At 70.7% G+C, this 13109-nt stretch carries 14 protein-coding genes; 10 read left to right on the forward strand and 4 right to left on the reverse strand.

The annotated features are described in order from the left end of the window. Positions 1–112: 112 nt before the first annotated feature. Together QSV35_RS11095 and glgA are read right to left on the reverse strand one after the other, a co-directional pair. Positions 113–898 carry an ABC transporter ATP-binding protein gene (locus QSV35_RS11095; protein ID WP_286288808.1) on the reverse strand — a complete coding sequence of 262 codons (786 nt, stop codon included), beginning with the start codon at positions 896–898 and terminating at the stop codon, positions 113–115. A 10-nt stretch (positions 899–908) separates the two neighbouring features. Further along, on the reverse strand, positions 909–2105 hold the full coding sequence (gene glgA / locus QSV35_RS11100; protein ID WP_286288810.1) for a glycogen synthase: 1197 nt from the start codon (positions 2103–2105) through the stop codon (positions 909–911). 46 nt (positions 2106–2151) lie between these two features. On the opposite strand from glgA, the gene glgC reads away from it, so the two are divergent. Further along, a complete protein-coding gene (gene glgC / locus QSV35_RS11105) occupies positions 2152–3396 on the forward strand; it encodes a glucose-1-phosphate adenylyltransferase (RefSeq protein ID WP_286288812.1) in 1245 nt (414 codons plus the stop codon). Between the two features lie 40 nt (positions 3397–3436). Then, on the forward strand, positions 3437–4078 hold the full coding sequence (serB, locus tag QSV35_RS11110; protein ID WP_286288813.1) for a phosphoserine phosphatase SerB: 642 nt from the start codon (positions 3437–3439) through the stop codon (positions 4076–4078). A gap of 24 nt (positions 4079–4102) precedes the next feature. Here the strand turns inward: serB and QSV35_RS11115 are convergent, their stop codons facing one another. Continuing rightward, positions 4103–4810, reverse strand: a complete 708-nt coding sequence (locus QSV35_RS11115) for a beta-ketoacyl-ACP reductase (protein ID WP_286288814.1) — start codon at positions 4808–4810, stop codon at positions 4103–4105. 125 nt (positions 4811–4935) lie between these two features. Here QSV35_RS11115 and QSV35_RS11120 point away from each other — a divergent pair, with 125 nt between their 5' ends. The 4 genes from QSV35_RS11120 to QSV35_RS11135 all read left to right on the forward strand — a co-directional run bounded on the left by QSV35_RS11120 (position 4936) and on the right by QSV35_RS11135 (position 7307). Next, positions 4936–5655: a DUF4190 domain-containing protein gene (locus tag QSV35_RS11120; protein ID WP_286288815.1), complete on the forward strand. Its 720-nt coding sequence runs from the start codon at positions 4936–4938 to the stop codon at positions 5653–5655. A gap of 82 nt (positions 5656–5737) precedes the next feature. Continuing rightward, positions 5738–6178, forward strand: a complete 441-nt coding sequence (locus QSV35_RS11125; RefSeq protein WP_286288816.1) for a DUF3099 domain-containing protein — start codon at positions 5738–5740, stop codon at positions 6176–6178. Then, positions 6175–6396 (forward strand): hypothetical protein, encoded by a 222-nt coding sequence (locus QSV35_RS11130; RefSeq protein WP_286288817.1) that lies wholly within the window; start codon positions 6175–6177, stop codon positions 6394–6396. The genes QSV35_RS11125 and QSV35_RS11130 overlap by 4 nt, the downstream gene beginning before the upstream one ends. Continuing rightward, complete coding sequence (locus QSV35_RS11135) at positions 6393–7307, forward strand: SURF1 family cytochrome oxidase biogenesis protein (RefSeq protein ID WP_286288818.1); 915 nt, start codon at positions 6393–6395, stop codon at positions 7305–7307. The genes QSV35_RS11130 and QSV35_RS11135 overlap by 4 nt, the downstream gene beginning before the upstream one ends. Positions 7308–7357: 50 nt before the next feature. On the opposite strand, the gene QSV35_RS11140 is transcribed toward QSV35_RS11135, so the two are convergent. Continuing rightward, complete coding sequence (locus tag QSV35_RS11140) at positions 7358–8956, reverse strand: ABC-F family ATP-binding cassette domain-containing protein (RefSeq protein ID WP_286288819.1); 1599 nt, start codon at positions 8954–8956, stop codon at positions 7358–7360. Positions 8957–9118: 162 nt separating this feature from the next. Between QSV35_RS11140 and QSV35_RS11145 the strand changes: the two genes are divergently transcribed. The 4 genes from QSV35_RS11145 to QSV35_RS11160 all read left to right on the forward strand — a co-directional run bounded on the left by QSV35_RS11145 (position 9119) and on the right by QSV35_RS11160 (position 13053). Further along, complete coding sequence (locus QSV35_RS11145) at positions 9119–9727, forward strand: DedA family protein (protein ID WP_286288820.1); 609 nt, start codon at positions 9119–9121, stop codon at positions 9725–9727. A 13-nt stretch (positions 9728–9740) separates the two neighbouring features. Next, positions 9741–10988: a sensor histidine kinase gene (locus QSV35_RS11150; protein WP_286288821.1), complete on the forward strand. Its 1248-nt coding sequence runs from the start codon at positions 9741–9743 to the stop codon at positions 10986–10988. Then, on the forward strand, positions 10985–11656 hold the full coding sequence (locus QSV35_RS11155) for a response regulator (RefSeq protein ID WP_286288822.1): 672 nt from the start codon (positions 10985–10987) through the stop codon (positions 11654–11656). Before QSV35_RS11150 ends, QSV35_RS11155 begins: the two co-directional genes overlap by 4 nt. A 110-nt stretch (positions 11657–11766) precedes the next feature. Further along, entirely contained in the window at positions 11767–13053 is a 1287-nt protein-coding gene (locus QSV35_RS11160; RefSeq protein WP_286288824.1) for an acyltransferase family protein, read from the forward strand. Positions 13054–13109 lie beyond the last annotated feature (56 nt).

Consider the following 13109-nt stretch of genomic DNA (forward strand, 5'->3'; position numbering starts at 1 on the left):
GTCCTTTGAGAAGTGGTGCCCTGGATTTTGCCAGGGCGTCAAAGTCTGCGGTGCCGGATGCACCAAGGATCGAGTCTACCAGCATCCGGACGAAACCCCGGAATGCACGGCGTCAGGCTGCGGCGCGCGCCGCGTACCGGCCGTCCCCTTCTGTGAGAACGATCGGCATCCCGAACGTCTCGGTGAGGTTCTCCGCGGTGAGCGTCTCCGCGACGGGACCGGCGGCGACGGCCTTCCCGTCGCGCAGGAGCAGCACGTGGGTGAAGCCCACCGGGATCTCCTCCACGTGGTGCGTGACCATGATCATCGCCGGCGTCGTGGGGGCCTGGGCGTAACCGCTCAGGAGCGCGAGGAGCTCTTCGCGCGCGCCGAGGTCGAGGCTCGCACTCGGCTCGTCCAGGAGCAGCAGCTCCGGGTCGGTCATGACGGCGCGCGCGATCTGGACGCGCTTCTGCTCGCCGTCGGAGAGCGTGCCGAACGTGCGGTCGGCGAGATGGTCCAGGCGCCACTCGGCGAGGACGCGGAGGGCGCGCCGCTCGTCGATGTCGTCGTAGTCCTCGCGCCACCGGCCGAGCACCGAGTACGCGGCCGTCATGACGACGTTCAGCACGGACTCCTCAGGCGGCACGCGGCGAGCCATCGCCGACGACGCGAATCCGATGCGCGGACGGATCTCGAACACGTCCGTCCGGCCGAGCTGCTCGCCGAGGATGCGGACGACTCCCGCTGTCGGGTGCATCAGCGTGTCCGCCAGCTGCAGAAGGGTGGTCTTCCCCGCGCCGTTCGGGCCGAGGATCACCCACCGCTCGTCGTCGCGCACCGTCCACGAGAGGTGGTCGACGATGTCACGGGAACTGCGGCGGACGACGACGTCGGAGAACTCGAGCACCTCTGGCATGGTGTTCAGCCTATCGAGCCTCGGCGACCACCTCTGCGTACAGCGCCGCGGTCTGGTCGGCGATCGCGGCCCAGCTGAAGTCCTCCATCGCGCGCGCGCGTCCCGCGGCCCCGTACTCGGCCGCCCGAGCCGGATCTGACACCACTTCGGTGAGCACACGGGCGAGATCGGCGACGAACGCGTCCGGGTCGGTCGGGGTCCCGGTGCCGTCCTGCAGCTGGTGGATCGGGACGAGCCTGCCCGTCACCCCGTCCAGGACGACCTCGGGGATGCCGCCCGTCGCGGTTCCGACGACGGCCGCGCCGCAGGCCATGGCTTCGAGGTTCACGATCCCGAGCGGTTCGTAGATGGACGGGCACACGAAGGTGGTCGCCGCGGCGAGGATCGTGCACAGCTCGTGGCGCGACAGCATCCTGTCGATCCAGACGACCCCGTCGCGCGCCTCCTGCAGGCCTCGGACGAGCCCCTCGACCTCCGCCATGATCTCGGGCGTGTCGGGCGCGCCTGCGCACAGCACGAGCTGGACGTCCGGCGGAAGGAGCGCTGCGGCGCGCAGGAGGTACGGCAGCCCCTTCTGCCGCGTGATGCGCCCGACGAACACGACGGACGGCCGCGACGGGTCGATGCCCTGCTCGGCGAGGTACGCCGGATCCTCGACGGGATGCCACGACTCGACGTCGATGCCGTTGTAGATGACCTTCACCCGCGCCGGGTCGAGCGCCGGGTAGCTGCGGAGGATGTCCCGCCGCATCCCCTCGCTCACCGCGACGATCGCCGCGGCTCCCTCGTAGGCGGTCTTCTCGATGAAGCTCGACACGGCGTATCCGCCGCCGAGCTGCTCCGCCTTCCACGGGCGCAGCGGCTCGAGGCTGTGCGCGGTCACTATGTGCGGGATCCCGTGCAGGAGCGATGCGAGGTGGCCGGCGAAGTTCGCGTACCAGGTGTGGCTGTGCACGACGTCGGCGCCGGCGACGGCCGGCACGATCTCGAGATCGGTGCCGAGTGTCTGGATGGCGCCGTTCGCGGCGGAGAGCTCGGCGGGCACGCCATATGCGGTGGTCCCGGGTTCATCACGTTCCGCGCCGAAGGCGCGCACGCGCACGTCGAGGCCTCCCCCGCGCAGGGCCTTGACGAGCTCGGCGGCATGGACGCCGGCGCCTCCGTAGATCTCCGGCGGGTACTCCTTGGTGACGATGTCGACGCGCATGACGAAACGCTAGTACAGGCACAGGCGAGCACCTATGGTGGGTGCCATGCCAGCAGCACCGAAAGTCTTCGGAATCATCCTCGCCGGCGGCGAGGGCAAGCGGCTCATGCCCCTGACGGCTGATCGGGCCAAGCCCGCTGTGCCGTTCGGGGGACAGTACCGCTTGATCGACTTCGCGATCTCGAACCTCATCAACTCGGGGCTCCGACAGCTCGTGGTGCTGACGCAGTACAAATCACACAGCCTCGACAGACACATCTCGCAGACGTGGAGGATGTCGGCGCTGCTCGACTCGTACGTCGCATCCGTGCCCGCCCAGCAGCGGCTCGGCAAGCGCTGGTTCTCCGGATCGGCCGACGCCATTCTGCAGAGCCTCAACCTGATCAACGACGAGAAGCCTGACATCGTGGTCGTGATCGGCGCCGACCACGTCTACCGGATGGACTTCCGGCAGATGCTGGACGCGCACATCGAATCCGGCGCACGGGCCACCGTGGCCGGCATCCGTCAGCCCATCTCCCTCGCCAATCAGTTCGGCGTGATCGACACCGAGGCGGACGACCCCGTGCGCATCCGCGAGTTCCTGGAGAAGCCGCAGAACCCGACCGGCCTCGCCGACGCGCCCCACGAAGTCCTCGCATCGATGGGCAACTACATCTTCGACGCGGACGCGCTCATCGAGGCCGTGCAGTCGGACGGCGAGCTCCCGACGTCGAACCACGATATGGGCGGCGACATCGTCCCGTACTTCGTCGGCCGCGGCGAGGCCGGCGTCTACGACTTCAAGCGCAACGACGTGCCGGGCTCCACGGACCGCGACCGTGCGTACTGGCGGGACGTCGGTACGATCGACTCCTTCTTCGACGCGCACATGGATCTCATCTCCACGCTGCCCGTGTTCAACCTGTACAACACGTCGTGGCCGATCCACGCGCAATCGGTGAACTCGCCGCCGGCGAAGTTCGTCCGCGACTCGGTGGGCCGGATCGGGAACGCGATCGACTCGGTCGTCTCCCTCGGCTCGGTGCTGTCCGGCACCCACCTCGAACGCAGCGTCGTGGGCCCCTGGACGCTCGCCGGCGGTGGATCGACCATCACCGACTCCGTGCTGTTCGATCAGGTGAACGTCGGAGCCGGCGCACGGGTCCACCGCGCGATCCTCGACAAGAACGTCACGCTCGCGCCCGGCGCGACCGTCGGCGTCGATCGCGAACGCGACCTCTCACGCGGCTTCACCGTCACCGACTCGGGGATCACCGTCGTCGGGAAGGGTGTGCGCGTCGAGGCCTGATCGGTCTTGGGCACGGCGTGCCGGTCGATACGGTTGAGGGATGCTTCCCCCCGCCGCACGCTTCCTCGTGGTGCTCGACGCCGACTCGACCCTCATCCGCAATGAGGTGATCGAGCTGATCGCGGCCGAGGCGGGTCGCGAGGCAGAGGTGGCGGCCGCGACCGAGGCCGCCATGCGCGGAGAGGTCGATTTCGCAACGAGCCTCCGCTCTCGGGTCGAGGCCCTCCGCGGCGTCCCGGTCGCATCGTTCGCGCGTGTGCGCTCGCGCATCGAGCCGACGCCCGGCGTCACCGATCTGACCGCAGCCGTGCACGCACGGGGCGGGGCGGTGGGCGTCGTGTCCGGCGGCTTCCACGAGATCCTCGACCACATCGCACCCGGGCTCGGCGTCGACGTGTGGCTCGCGAACCGGCTCGGGGTCGAGGACGGCCGTCTGTCGGGCGTCGTGGACGGCGACATCGTCGATGCGGCGGCCAAGGCCGCCTCACTCCTCGCGTGGGCCGACGAACTCGGCGTGCCCGCGTCCCGCACGATCGCCATCGGCGACGGCGCGAACGACCTGAAGATGATGGCCGCGGCGGGCCTCGGCCTCGCATTCAACGCGAAGCCCGCGGTGCGCGCCCAGGCGGACCTGGTGGTCGGCCCTGTCGACCTCGCTCAGGTCATCGCGCTCCTGCCCTGAACGAGGTCGCTCCCGTCTGCGCGGTCAGTGCCCCATGCCGAGGCCGCCGTCGACCGGGATCACGGCACCCGAGATGTACGCGGCGTCATCGGAGGCGAGCCACGTCACGACACCCGCGACCTCGTCCGGCGTCGCGAAACGGCCGGCCGGGATGCTCTTCTTGTAATCGGCCTGCGTCTCCGCAGGAAGCTCCGCCGTCATGTCCGTCTCGATGAAGCCGGGGGCCACGACGTTGGCGGTGATGCCGCGGGCGCCGAGTTCGCGCGTGAGCGAACGGGCGAAGCCGACGAGCGCCGCCTTCGAACTCGAGTAGTTGATCTGCCCCGCAGACCCGTAGAGCCCCACGACGGAGGAGATGAGGATGACGCGGCCCCAGCGGGCGCGGAGCATCCCCTTCGATGCGCGCTTGACCACGCGGAAGGTGCCGCCGAGGTTCGTCGCGACCACGGAGTCGAAGTCGTCCTCGCTCATGCGCAGCAGGAGGGTGTCCTTCGTGATCCCGGCGTTCGCGACCACGATCTCGACGGGTCCGAGCGTGTTCTCGACCTCGAGGAACGCCGCATCCAACTGGGCGGAGTCCGTGACGTCCGCGCGGACGGTGAGCGTGCCGGCAGGGCCCTCGCCGCTGCGCGCCGTGACCGCGACCTTGAACCCGTCCGCGACGAATCGCTCGGCGATGGCACGGCCGATGCCGCGGTTTCCGCCCGTGACGAGCACGACCCGCTCTGCCATTTCTGCTCCCGTCGTTCTGTACAAACCGGTCCAGCGTATCGCGGGGTGTTTGACACGCCCCACCACCACTGGGAATGTTGTGCTCGGCGGGTATTCTCCGCCTCCCTTTCCAGAAAGGCACCACCGTGAGCGACACCACGCCCGACCCGACGCCCGAAGGCACCGACGCTGCGGCTCCCGCGGCCGATGGCGCCGCCGAGGCCGTCTCGTCCGCGGCGGAGCAGGCCGCAGACACCGCAGCACCTGCAGCCGCCGCAGCCGACGCCACACCCGCCTCCGAGCCGGCTCCGGCTGCCGACGCCGCAGCTCCGTCAGCCCCCGAGCCCGCACCGGCCGCGCCGGAGCCGCAGGCCGCCCCCGCGCCGCAGGCCGCCCCCGCGCCGCAGGCCGCCCCCGCGCCGCAGGCCGCTCCTGCGCCGGAGGCCGCCCCCGCGCCCGAGGCGGCACCTGCAGCCCCCGCCTACGCTCCCGCGCCCGAGCAGGCCGCGCCTGCGTATGCGGCACCTCCCGCCTACCAGGCGGCACCCCCGGCCCCGGCGTACGCGGCCGCTCCGGCCTACGGGGCTCCGACGGGTCCCAAGACCAATACGCTGGCGATCGTCTCGCTCATCTCGGCACTCGTCGGCCTGTTCATCGTCCCGTTCATCGGCAACCTCGTCGCCGTGATCACCGGTCACATGTCGCTGTCCCAGATCAAGCGCACCGGCGAGGCCGGTCGAGGCATGGGGCTCGCCGGCACGATCATCGGATGGGTCGGGCTCGGGCTGTACATCATCGTGGGCATCATCGTGATCCTGGTGATCATCGCCGCGTTCGCGGCCCGCGCGCGCTACGGCACCTACTGAGCCGGAACGCGCCCATCGAGCGCCCGGTCGCCATTGCGGCCGGGCGCTCGACGTGTCTGCGGCGGCGTAGGCTGGAGGCACCGTGAAGCGCTCGTCATCCACTCCTTCCGCCACGTCCCTGCCCCGGGCACCGCGCGACGAGGTCGGCGCGCGGTCCGTGCGGTATCTCGTGATGATGGGCGTCCGCGTGGCGTGCTTCATCCTCATGGTCGTGGTCCAGCCGTACGGGTGGTACACGTGGATCTTCGGCGCTGCGGCGATCTTCCTGCCGTACATCGCGGTGGTCCTCGCGAACGTCGGCCAGGAGGGCAAGGCGAATCCCGCCGAGAACCCCGAGCGCGCCCTTCCCGCGGCGCCCGATGCGACCCAGACAGATGCCGAGGCGGCCCAGCATCCGGTTCTGCGGATCTCGGAGACCCCGCAGGTCGACACGGCTCCCCCGGCGAAGACCGACGACGCATCCGCCCCGCGCGGCGACTCCGGCGCGCCCGGCTCCTCCGCGGACGGAGGGACGGCGCGGTGACGGCGGCATCCGACGCGCGCTGCTCGCGCGCGGGCTGCACCGCGGATGCGCAGTGGGAGGTCCGCTGGCGGAATCCGCGCATCCACACGGCCGACCGGGTGAAGGTCTGGCTCGCCTGCGATGACCACGTCGACTACCTGAAGGAGTTCCTCCGCGCGCGCGACTTCCCCGTCGAGGTGCTCCCCTTCGCCGCATCCGGGTCGCGAGCCGCCGGATGAGCCGTCGCAGCGCTCCCGCGGCCGTCCGCTGGACGGCCTATGTCGGCGTCGCCATCGTCTTCGCGATCGCATGCGCGTTCCTGTCCAACTGGCAGCTGTCGAAGAACGTCGCCCGGTCGGGGCAGCTCTCCCTCATCTCGGAGAACTATGACGCGAAGCCCGTAGCCCTCAGCGAGCTCCTTCCGACAGGCGCCACGCTCATCGCATCCGACCAGTGGCGCCCCGTGACGATGACGGGCGAATACGAGCCGGACGCCCAGCTGCTCGTGCGCAACCGCGTCCACGGCGGCACGGCCGCCTACGAGGTGCTCGTCCCCTTCCGACTGGTCGACGGACGCGTGTTCCTCGTCGACCGCGGCTGGGTCGCGCCCGGGAACACGCAGTCGCTGCCCGACCACGTTCCGGCTCCGCCGCGGGGCACGGTCACCCTGGTGGCGCGCCTCCAGCCCGGTGAGCCGCTCCCCCCGTCCGGTCGGAGCGCCCCGCCGGGGCAGGTCCCGTCGATCAACCTCCCGCTCGTCGCCCAGGAGTCCGGGGCGTCATCCCTCGAGCAGGGTGCGTACGGAACGCTCATCTCGGAGTCGCCCTCCCCGGCATCCGTTCCGCAGGCGCTCGAGGCCCCGTCCGACGACCCCGGCCCGTATCTGTCGTACGGCGTGCAGTGGATCCTCTTCGCCGTCATGGGCTTCGTGTTCATCTGGTACGTCATCCGATCCGAACGCCGCGCGCGCCGCGAGGACGCCGAGGATGCCGCAGCCGTCGCCGCGCTGGCGGCCACCGACCCGGAGGCCGCTGCGGCGCTCGAGGCGCAGTCGTCCGTCCGGCGCACGCAGCGCGCCCTCTTCCCCAAGAAGAAGGCGGACCGTGACATGGCCGACGAGGACGACCTCCTCGACAAAGCCGGTCGCTGACCCCTGACGGACGGGACCGGTGCGGCCACGCCGCACTGGAGACGCGCGCCTCAGGCGAGGGTGATGAGGTCGATGTAGTCGCGACCCCAGATGTCCTCGACGCCGTCCGGCAGGATGAGGACCCGCTCGGGGTTGAGCGCCTGCACGGCGCCCTCGTCGTGCGAGACCAGCACGACGGCGCCCTCGTAGTGCGCGAGCGCTCCGAGGATCTCGTCGCGGGAGGCCGGGTCGAGGTTGTTCGTCGGCTCATCGAGGAGCAGCATGTTCGCGCTCGAGACGACGAGCGTCGCGAGCGACAGACGGGTCTTCTCACCGCCTGAGAGCACCCCCGCCGGCTTCAGGACGTCGTCCCCGGTGAACAGGAACGACCCGAGCACCTTGCGGGCCTCGGTCGCGTTGATGTCCGGGGCCGCCGACATCATGTTCTCGAGCACCGACCGGTTCACATCCAGGTTCTCGTGCTCCTGCGCGTAGTAGCCGATCTTCAGGCCGTGCCCCGGTTCCAGCTGACCCGTGTCGGGCTTGTCGACGCCGGCGAGGATCCGCAGGAGAGTCGTCTTCCCGGCGCCGTTGAGGCCGAGCACGACGACCTTCGAGCCACGGTCGATCGCGAGGTCGACGTCGGTGAAGATCTCGAGCGACCCGTACGACTTCGACAGGCCGGAGGCCATGAGCGGGGTCTTGCCGCACGGCGCCGGCTTCGGGAAGCGGAGCTTCGCGACGCGCTCCTCCTGACGCACGTCGTCGAGACCGGAGAGCATCTTCTCGGCACGCGCGACCATCTGGTGCGCGGCTGCGGCCTTCGAGGCCTTCGCGCCGAAGCGTGCGGCCTGCAGCTGCAGCTGGGTGGCCTTCTTCTCGACGTTGACGCGCTCCTTCTTGCGGCGCTCCTCGTCGGCCACCCGCTGACGCAGGTAGTTCTTCCAGTTCATGTTGTAGACGTCGATGACCTGGCGGTTCGCGTCGAGGTAGAAGACCCGGTTGACGGTCTCCCCGACGAGCTCCACATCGTGGGAGATGACGATGAGGCCGCCCTTGTAGCCCTTGAGGAACTCGCGCAGCCACACGACGCTGTCGGCGTCGAGGTGGTTGGTCGGCTCGTCGAGGATCATGGAGTCCGCGTCGGAGAACAGGATGCGCGCGAGCTCGATGCGCCGGCGCTGACCGCCGGAGAGCGTCTTGAGCGGCTGGTCGAGGATGCGGTCCGGCAGCGACAGGTTGTGCGCGATGGATGCCGCCTCGGCCTCGGCGGCGTAGCCGCCGAGCGCCTCGAAGCGCTCCGTGAGGTTCGCGTACTTGCGCATCGCCTTGGCCGCGGCCGCGCTGTCGTCCGAGGCCATCGCGAGGGACGCCTCGTGCATCCCGATCGCGAGGGTGCCGAGACCGCGCGCGTCGAGGATGCGCGTGCGCGCCAGCATCTCGGGATCGCCCGAGCGCGGGTCCTGCGGCAGGTACCCCAGCTCACCGGAGGTCTCGACCTTGCCCTCGGAGGGAAGCAGGTCGCCCGCGAGCACCTTCGTCAGAGTCGTCTTGCCAGCGCCGTTGCGCCCCACGAGTCCGACCTTGTCGCCCGCGTTCACGCGGAAGGACACGCCCGACATGAGCACACGAGCGCCCACTCGGATCTCGAGGTCATGTACGGCGAGCACGGCGGAGGTCCGATCTGTCGAAAAGGGGACGTGGCCGACTGGCCAGCCATCCACTATACGGGGAGGGGCGGACCGAGCCGTCCGGCGAATACCTCTCCAGAGGGATGCGAACGGTACTCGGGAGGGATGTGCGTCCCGCGGCCGGCGACGTACCGTGCCTGAGTGCATGTCATCAACGACCTCATCCTGGCCCTCGTGACGAGTCCCTGGATCTACGTCGCGATGCTCACCGTCGCGCTCGTGGACGGCTTCTTCCCGCCCGTCCCCAGCGAAACGGTGCTCGTCGCGGCGGCGGCTGTCGCGGCATCGACCGGGAAGCCGGATCTTCTGCTGCTCGGGGCCTCCGCCGCCGTGGGGGCCGCGCTCGGCGACAACATCGCATTCGCGATCGGGCGCAGGGTCGGCACGGCGCGCTTCCGATGGATGCGCCACCCGCGCGCGGTGCGGGCGTTCGACCGTGCCGGCGCCGCCCTCGACACGCGCGGGGCCGGGCTCATCCTCGGGGCGCGGTTCATCCCCGTCGGCCGGGTCGCCGTGAACGTGTCCGCGGGAGCGCTCGGCTACCCGTGGCGCCGGTTCGCGGTGCTGAGCGTGCTGGCCGGCGTGTGCTGGACCGTCTACAGCGTCGCGCTCGGGCTCCTGGCGGGAGCGTGGCTGCGCGATCAGCCCGTGCTGAGCGCCATCGTGGGCATCGTCCTCGCGATCGGCCTCGGCTTCGTCGTCGACCGGATCATCGCCGTGCGGCGCCGGAGTGCGAGGGCGGCGGCCTGACAGGATGGGCTTCATGAGCAGACGGCGCCGCACCGCTGCAGACGGGACGGCGGATGTCGCGCCGCAGCGCGTGCGCCTGCGCGATCGCATCGATCCGCGCACCGTGGCGCTCGGGGCGCTCGTGCTCGTCTCGGTGGCACTGTTCTCCGTGCTCGTGCCTCTCGCCATCGGGCTCTACGGCGAGCCTCCGGCCTACGCGTTCCTGTTCGGCGCCATCCTGTGCGGCGCACCTCTCCTGGCGCTCCGCTCTCCCCGCTGGTCCGTGCTGCTCTTCACGATCGCTGCCGTCGTGCTCCCCCTACCCGTCGCCGTGGACGGGGGAACGCCATGGCCCTGGCCGTGGTCGGTCCCAGCGCTCCTCGCTCTCGTGCTGTTCGTCGGCACGCTCACCGTCGTCCACGGCTGGCGCTCGGCGCTGCTCGCGTGGCTGCTCAGCATCGGCGGCACCCTCGTCGTCGCGATCGCGGGGTCGGGCGCGGTGCCCGTGGCGGCCGGGATCGTCAATCTCGTGATCGTGACATCGATCTCCGGCGCCGCACTGCTGGTCGCCGTGCTCGTCGCGAGCCGCATGCGAGTGGGCGCGGAGCTGACGCGCGAGCGCGCCCTCGGTGCGCAGGAGCACGACCTGCGCGTCGCGGTCGAGGAGCGGGCACGGATCGCGCGGGAGCTCCACGACGTCGTCGCACACGGGATGTCCCTCATCCAGGTCCAAGCCTCGACGGCCCGCTATCGGCTCCCTGAGCTCCCCACGGATGCTGTCAGCGAGTTCGACGAGATCGCGCGCACGGCGCGCGCCTCCCTGACCGAGATGCGGCGTCTCCTCGGCGTCTTGCGCACCGAGGGCCAGGAGGCTGATCTCGCGCCGCAGCAGGGCGTGCGCGACATCCCATCTCTCGTGGAGAGCGCGCGCCGCACCGGAGCGGTCGTCGACTTCACTCCCCCCGCCGTCTCCGAGTCCGTGCCACCCGCCGTCGACATCGCCGCCTACCGCATCGTGCAGGAGGCCCTGAGCAACGCGCGCCGGCACGCAGCCGGCGCACGAGTGGACGTCACCGTCGACGTCGACGGTGACGCCGTGCGGATCCGCGTCCATTCCGCCGCGCCGGCGGGAGGCGCCCCTCCAGCCGCCCCGGGCGGTGGTCACGGCATCCGCGGCATGCGCGAGCGCGCCGCGCTCGCCGGCGGCATCCTGCGCGCCGGAGCCGACCCCGACGGCGGCTGGACCGTCCGCGCCGAGCTGCCCTTGGAGGAGCACGTATGACCATCACCGTCCTGATCGCCGACGACCAGGCGATGGTGCGCGCCGGCTTCGCCGCGCTCCTCGACGCACAGGACGATGTGCGCGTCGTCGGTCAGGCCGCGAACGGAACGGAGGCGGTGACGCTGTCGGCGCGACTCACGCCGGACGTCGTCCTGATGGATGTGCGCATGCCCGAACTCGACGGGATCGCCGCGACCCGCCGCATCCTCGGCCCGGATTTCCCCGCAGCCCAGGTCCCCCGCATCCTGATGCTCACCACGTTCGACATCGACGACTATGTGTACGACGCACTCGAGGCGGGCGCCAGCGGGTTCCTTCTGAAGGACGCGCTGCCCGAGGATCTCGTCCACGCGGTGCGGATCGTCGCCGGAGGAGACGCGCTGCTCGCCCCGAGCGTCACGCGGCGGATGATCGAGCATTTCACCGCCCGCCGCCCGCGCACAGGCCCCGCCGACGTGCGCCTGGGCGAGCTCACCGACCGGGAGCGCGAAGTGCTGACCCTGATCGGTCGCGGCCGCTCCAACACGGAGATCGCCGGCGATCTGTTCATCTCCGAGCAGACGGTCAAGACGCATGTCGGCAAGGTGCTGGCGAAGCTCGGCGTGCGCGATCGCGTCCAGGCCGTCATCTTCGCGTACGACGCGGGACTCGTCGAGCCCGCATCCTGAACGCCCCCCTGCATCCCACCACGGGGTGATCGAGAACCGCACCACGGGGCGATGCCCTTCGCGTCATCGCGTCCATAGCCTCCCCGGGACATCGTCCCGAGGAGGAACCCGTGACCGCTGTATCCATCGTGACCAGCCCGCCCGCCACGGCGGGCAGGGACCGTGCCGTCGACCTCGTGCGGGCCCTGTGCATCATCGGGGTCGTGACGCTCCACGCCCTCATGGTGGGGGTCACCGTGTCGGCGGCCGGTCCGTCCTTCGTCAACGCCAGTGACGGCTCGTGGTGGATCGTTCCGCTCAGCTGGGTCTTCCAGGTGATGCCCCTGTTCTTCGTGATCGGCGGGTTCTCCGGAGCGACCGCCCTGCGTCGTATGAGGGCGCGCGGTGAGGATGCAGCGGCCTTCGTCGGCGGGCGGATCCGCCGCCTGCTCCTGCCCGCGGCGGTGACGATCGGGACGGCCGGAGCCCTCCTGGCCGTGCTCTCGAGCGCCGGTGTCCCCGCCTCTCTGGTGGAGCTCGCCGGCTGGCGCTACGCGCAGCCGCTGTGGTTCCTCGGGGTCTTCCTGCTGTGCCAGGCACTCCTGCCGGTCATGCTGAAGAACCACGACCGTGCGCCCCTGCGCACGCTCGCCGTCTTGGTCGCGGCGGCTGTCGCCGTCGACGTCGTGCGCGCAGTCACCGGGATCGACGCGATCGGCTTCGTCGATCTGCTGTTCGTGTGGCTCGCGCTCCAGCAGATCGGGTTCTTCCTGGCGGACGGCTCGATCGACCGCATCCCCGTCCGCGCCCGAGTCGTGATCGCCATCGTCGCCGTCGCGCTCCTCGCCGCCGCCTTCGGAGCGCGCGTCTACTCCCCCGATCTCATCGCGAACATCAATCCGCCCACGACCGCGCTGGTCCTCGTCGGAGTCGCCCACACCGCGGTGTTCTCGCTGGTCCGCGGCCGGATCGCCCGGTTCGCGGAGCGGCCTCTCCCCGCCGCTGTCACGCGCTTCGTCTCCGCTCGGGCGATGACGATCTACCTGTGGCACATGCCGGTGCTGCTGGCTCTCGCCGGCATCAGCGCACTCGTCGCGATGGCGACCGGCATCGCTCTTCCCGCGCCTGGCGGGGCGGAGTGGTGGCTCAGCCGGCCTATCTGGCTCGCCGCCGCGCTCGGAGGCACCGCGCTCGTCGCGATCCGTCTGACTCGGTTCGAGTCGATGCCGGTTCCCCCGCTCTCCGGGAGCGCCGGGCGACTCGCGGTGTCCGTGCTTGTCGGCGTCACGGCCGTGGCGCTGCTGCTCGTCGTGGGAACGAGCCCCGGCACCGCCGTCGTCTCCGTCGCGCTCCTTCTCGCGTCCCTCAGGATGTCCACGCGGCCCGCGCCCGCGCCCGGGTTCGTCGTCCACGCATGATCGTCCACAACCACAATGAAATCGCGACGGCATTGTGGACGCCGTCCAAGATCCCC

It is taken from the genome of Microbacterium candidum, assembly GCF_030315975.1.
Lineage (GTDB): Bacteria > Actinomycetota > Actinomycetes > Actinomycetales > Microbacteriaceae > Microbacterium > Microbacterium candidum.

Excerpts from the sequence above, each read along its gene's own strand:
- QSV35_RS11095 (WP_286288808.1), bottom strand. The coding sequence starts at position 898 with ATGCCAGAGGTGCTCGAGTTCTCCGACGTCGTCGTCCGCCGCAGTTCC.
- glgC (WP_286288812.1), top strand. The coding sequence starts at position 2,152 with ATGCCAGCAGCACCGAAAGTCTTCGGAATCATCCTCGCCGGCGGCGAG.
- QSV35_RS11115 (WP_286288814.1), bottom strand. The coding sequence starts at position 4,810 with ATGGCAGAGCGGGTCGTGCTCGTCACGGGCGGAAACCGCGGCATCGGC.
- glgA (WP_286288810.1), bottom strand. The coding sequence starts at position 2,105 with ATGCGCGTCGACATCGTCACCAAGGAGTACCCGCCGGAGATCTACGGA.
- QSV35_RS11135 (WP_286288818.1), top strand. The coding sequence starts at position 6,393 with ATGAGCCGTCGCAGCGCTCCCGCGGCCGTCCGCTGGACGGCCTATGTC.
- serB (WP_286288813.1), top strand. The coding sequence starts at position 3,437 with ATGCTTCCCCCCGCCGCACGCTTCCTCGTGGTGCTCGACGCCGACTCG.
- QSV35_RS11150 (WP_286288821.1), top strand. The coding sequence starts at position 9,741 with ATGAGCAGACGGCGCCGCACCGCTGCAGACGGGACGGCGGATGTCGCG.
- QSV35_RS11155 (WP_286288822.1), top strand. The coding sequence starts at position 10,985 with ATGACCATCACCGTCCTGATCGCCGACGACCAGGCGATGGTGCGCGCC.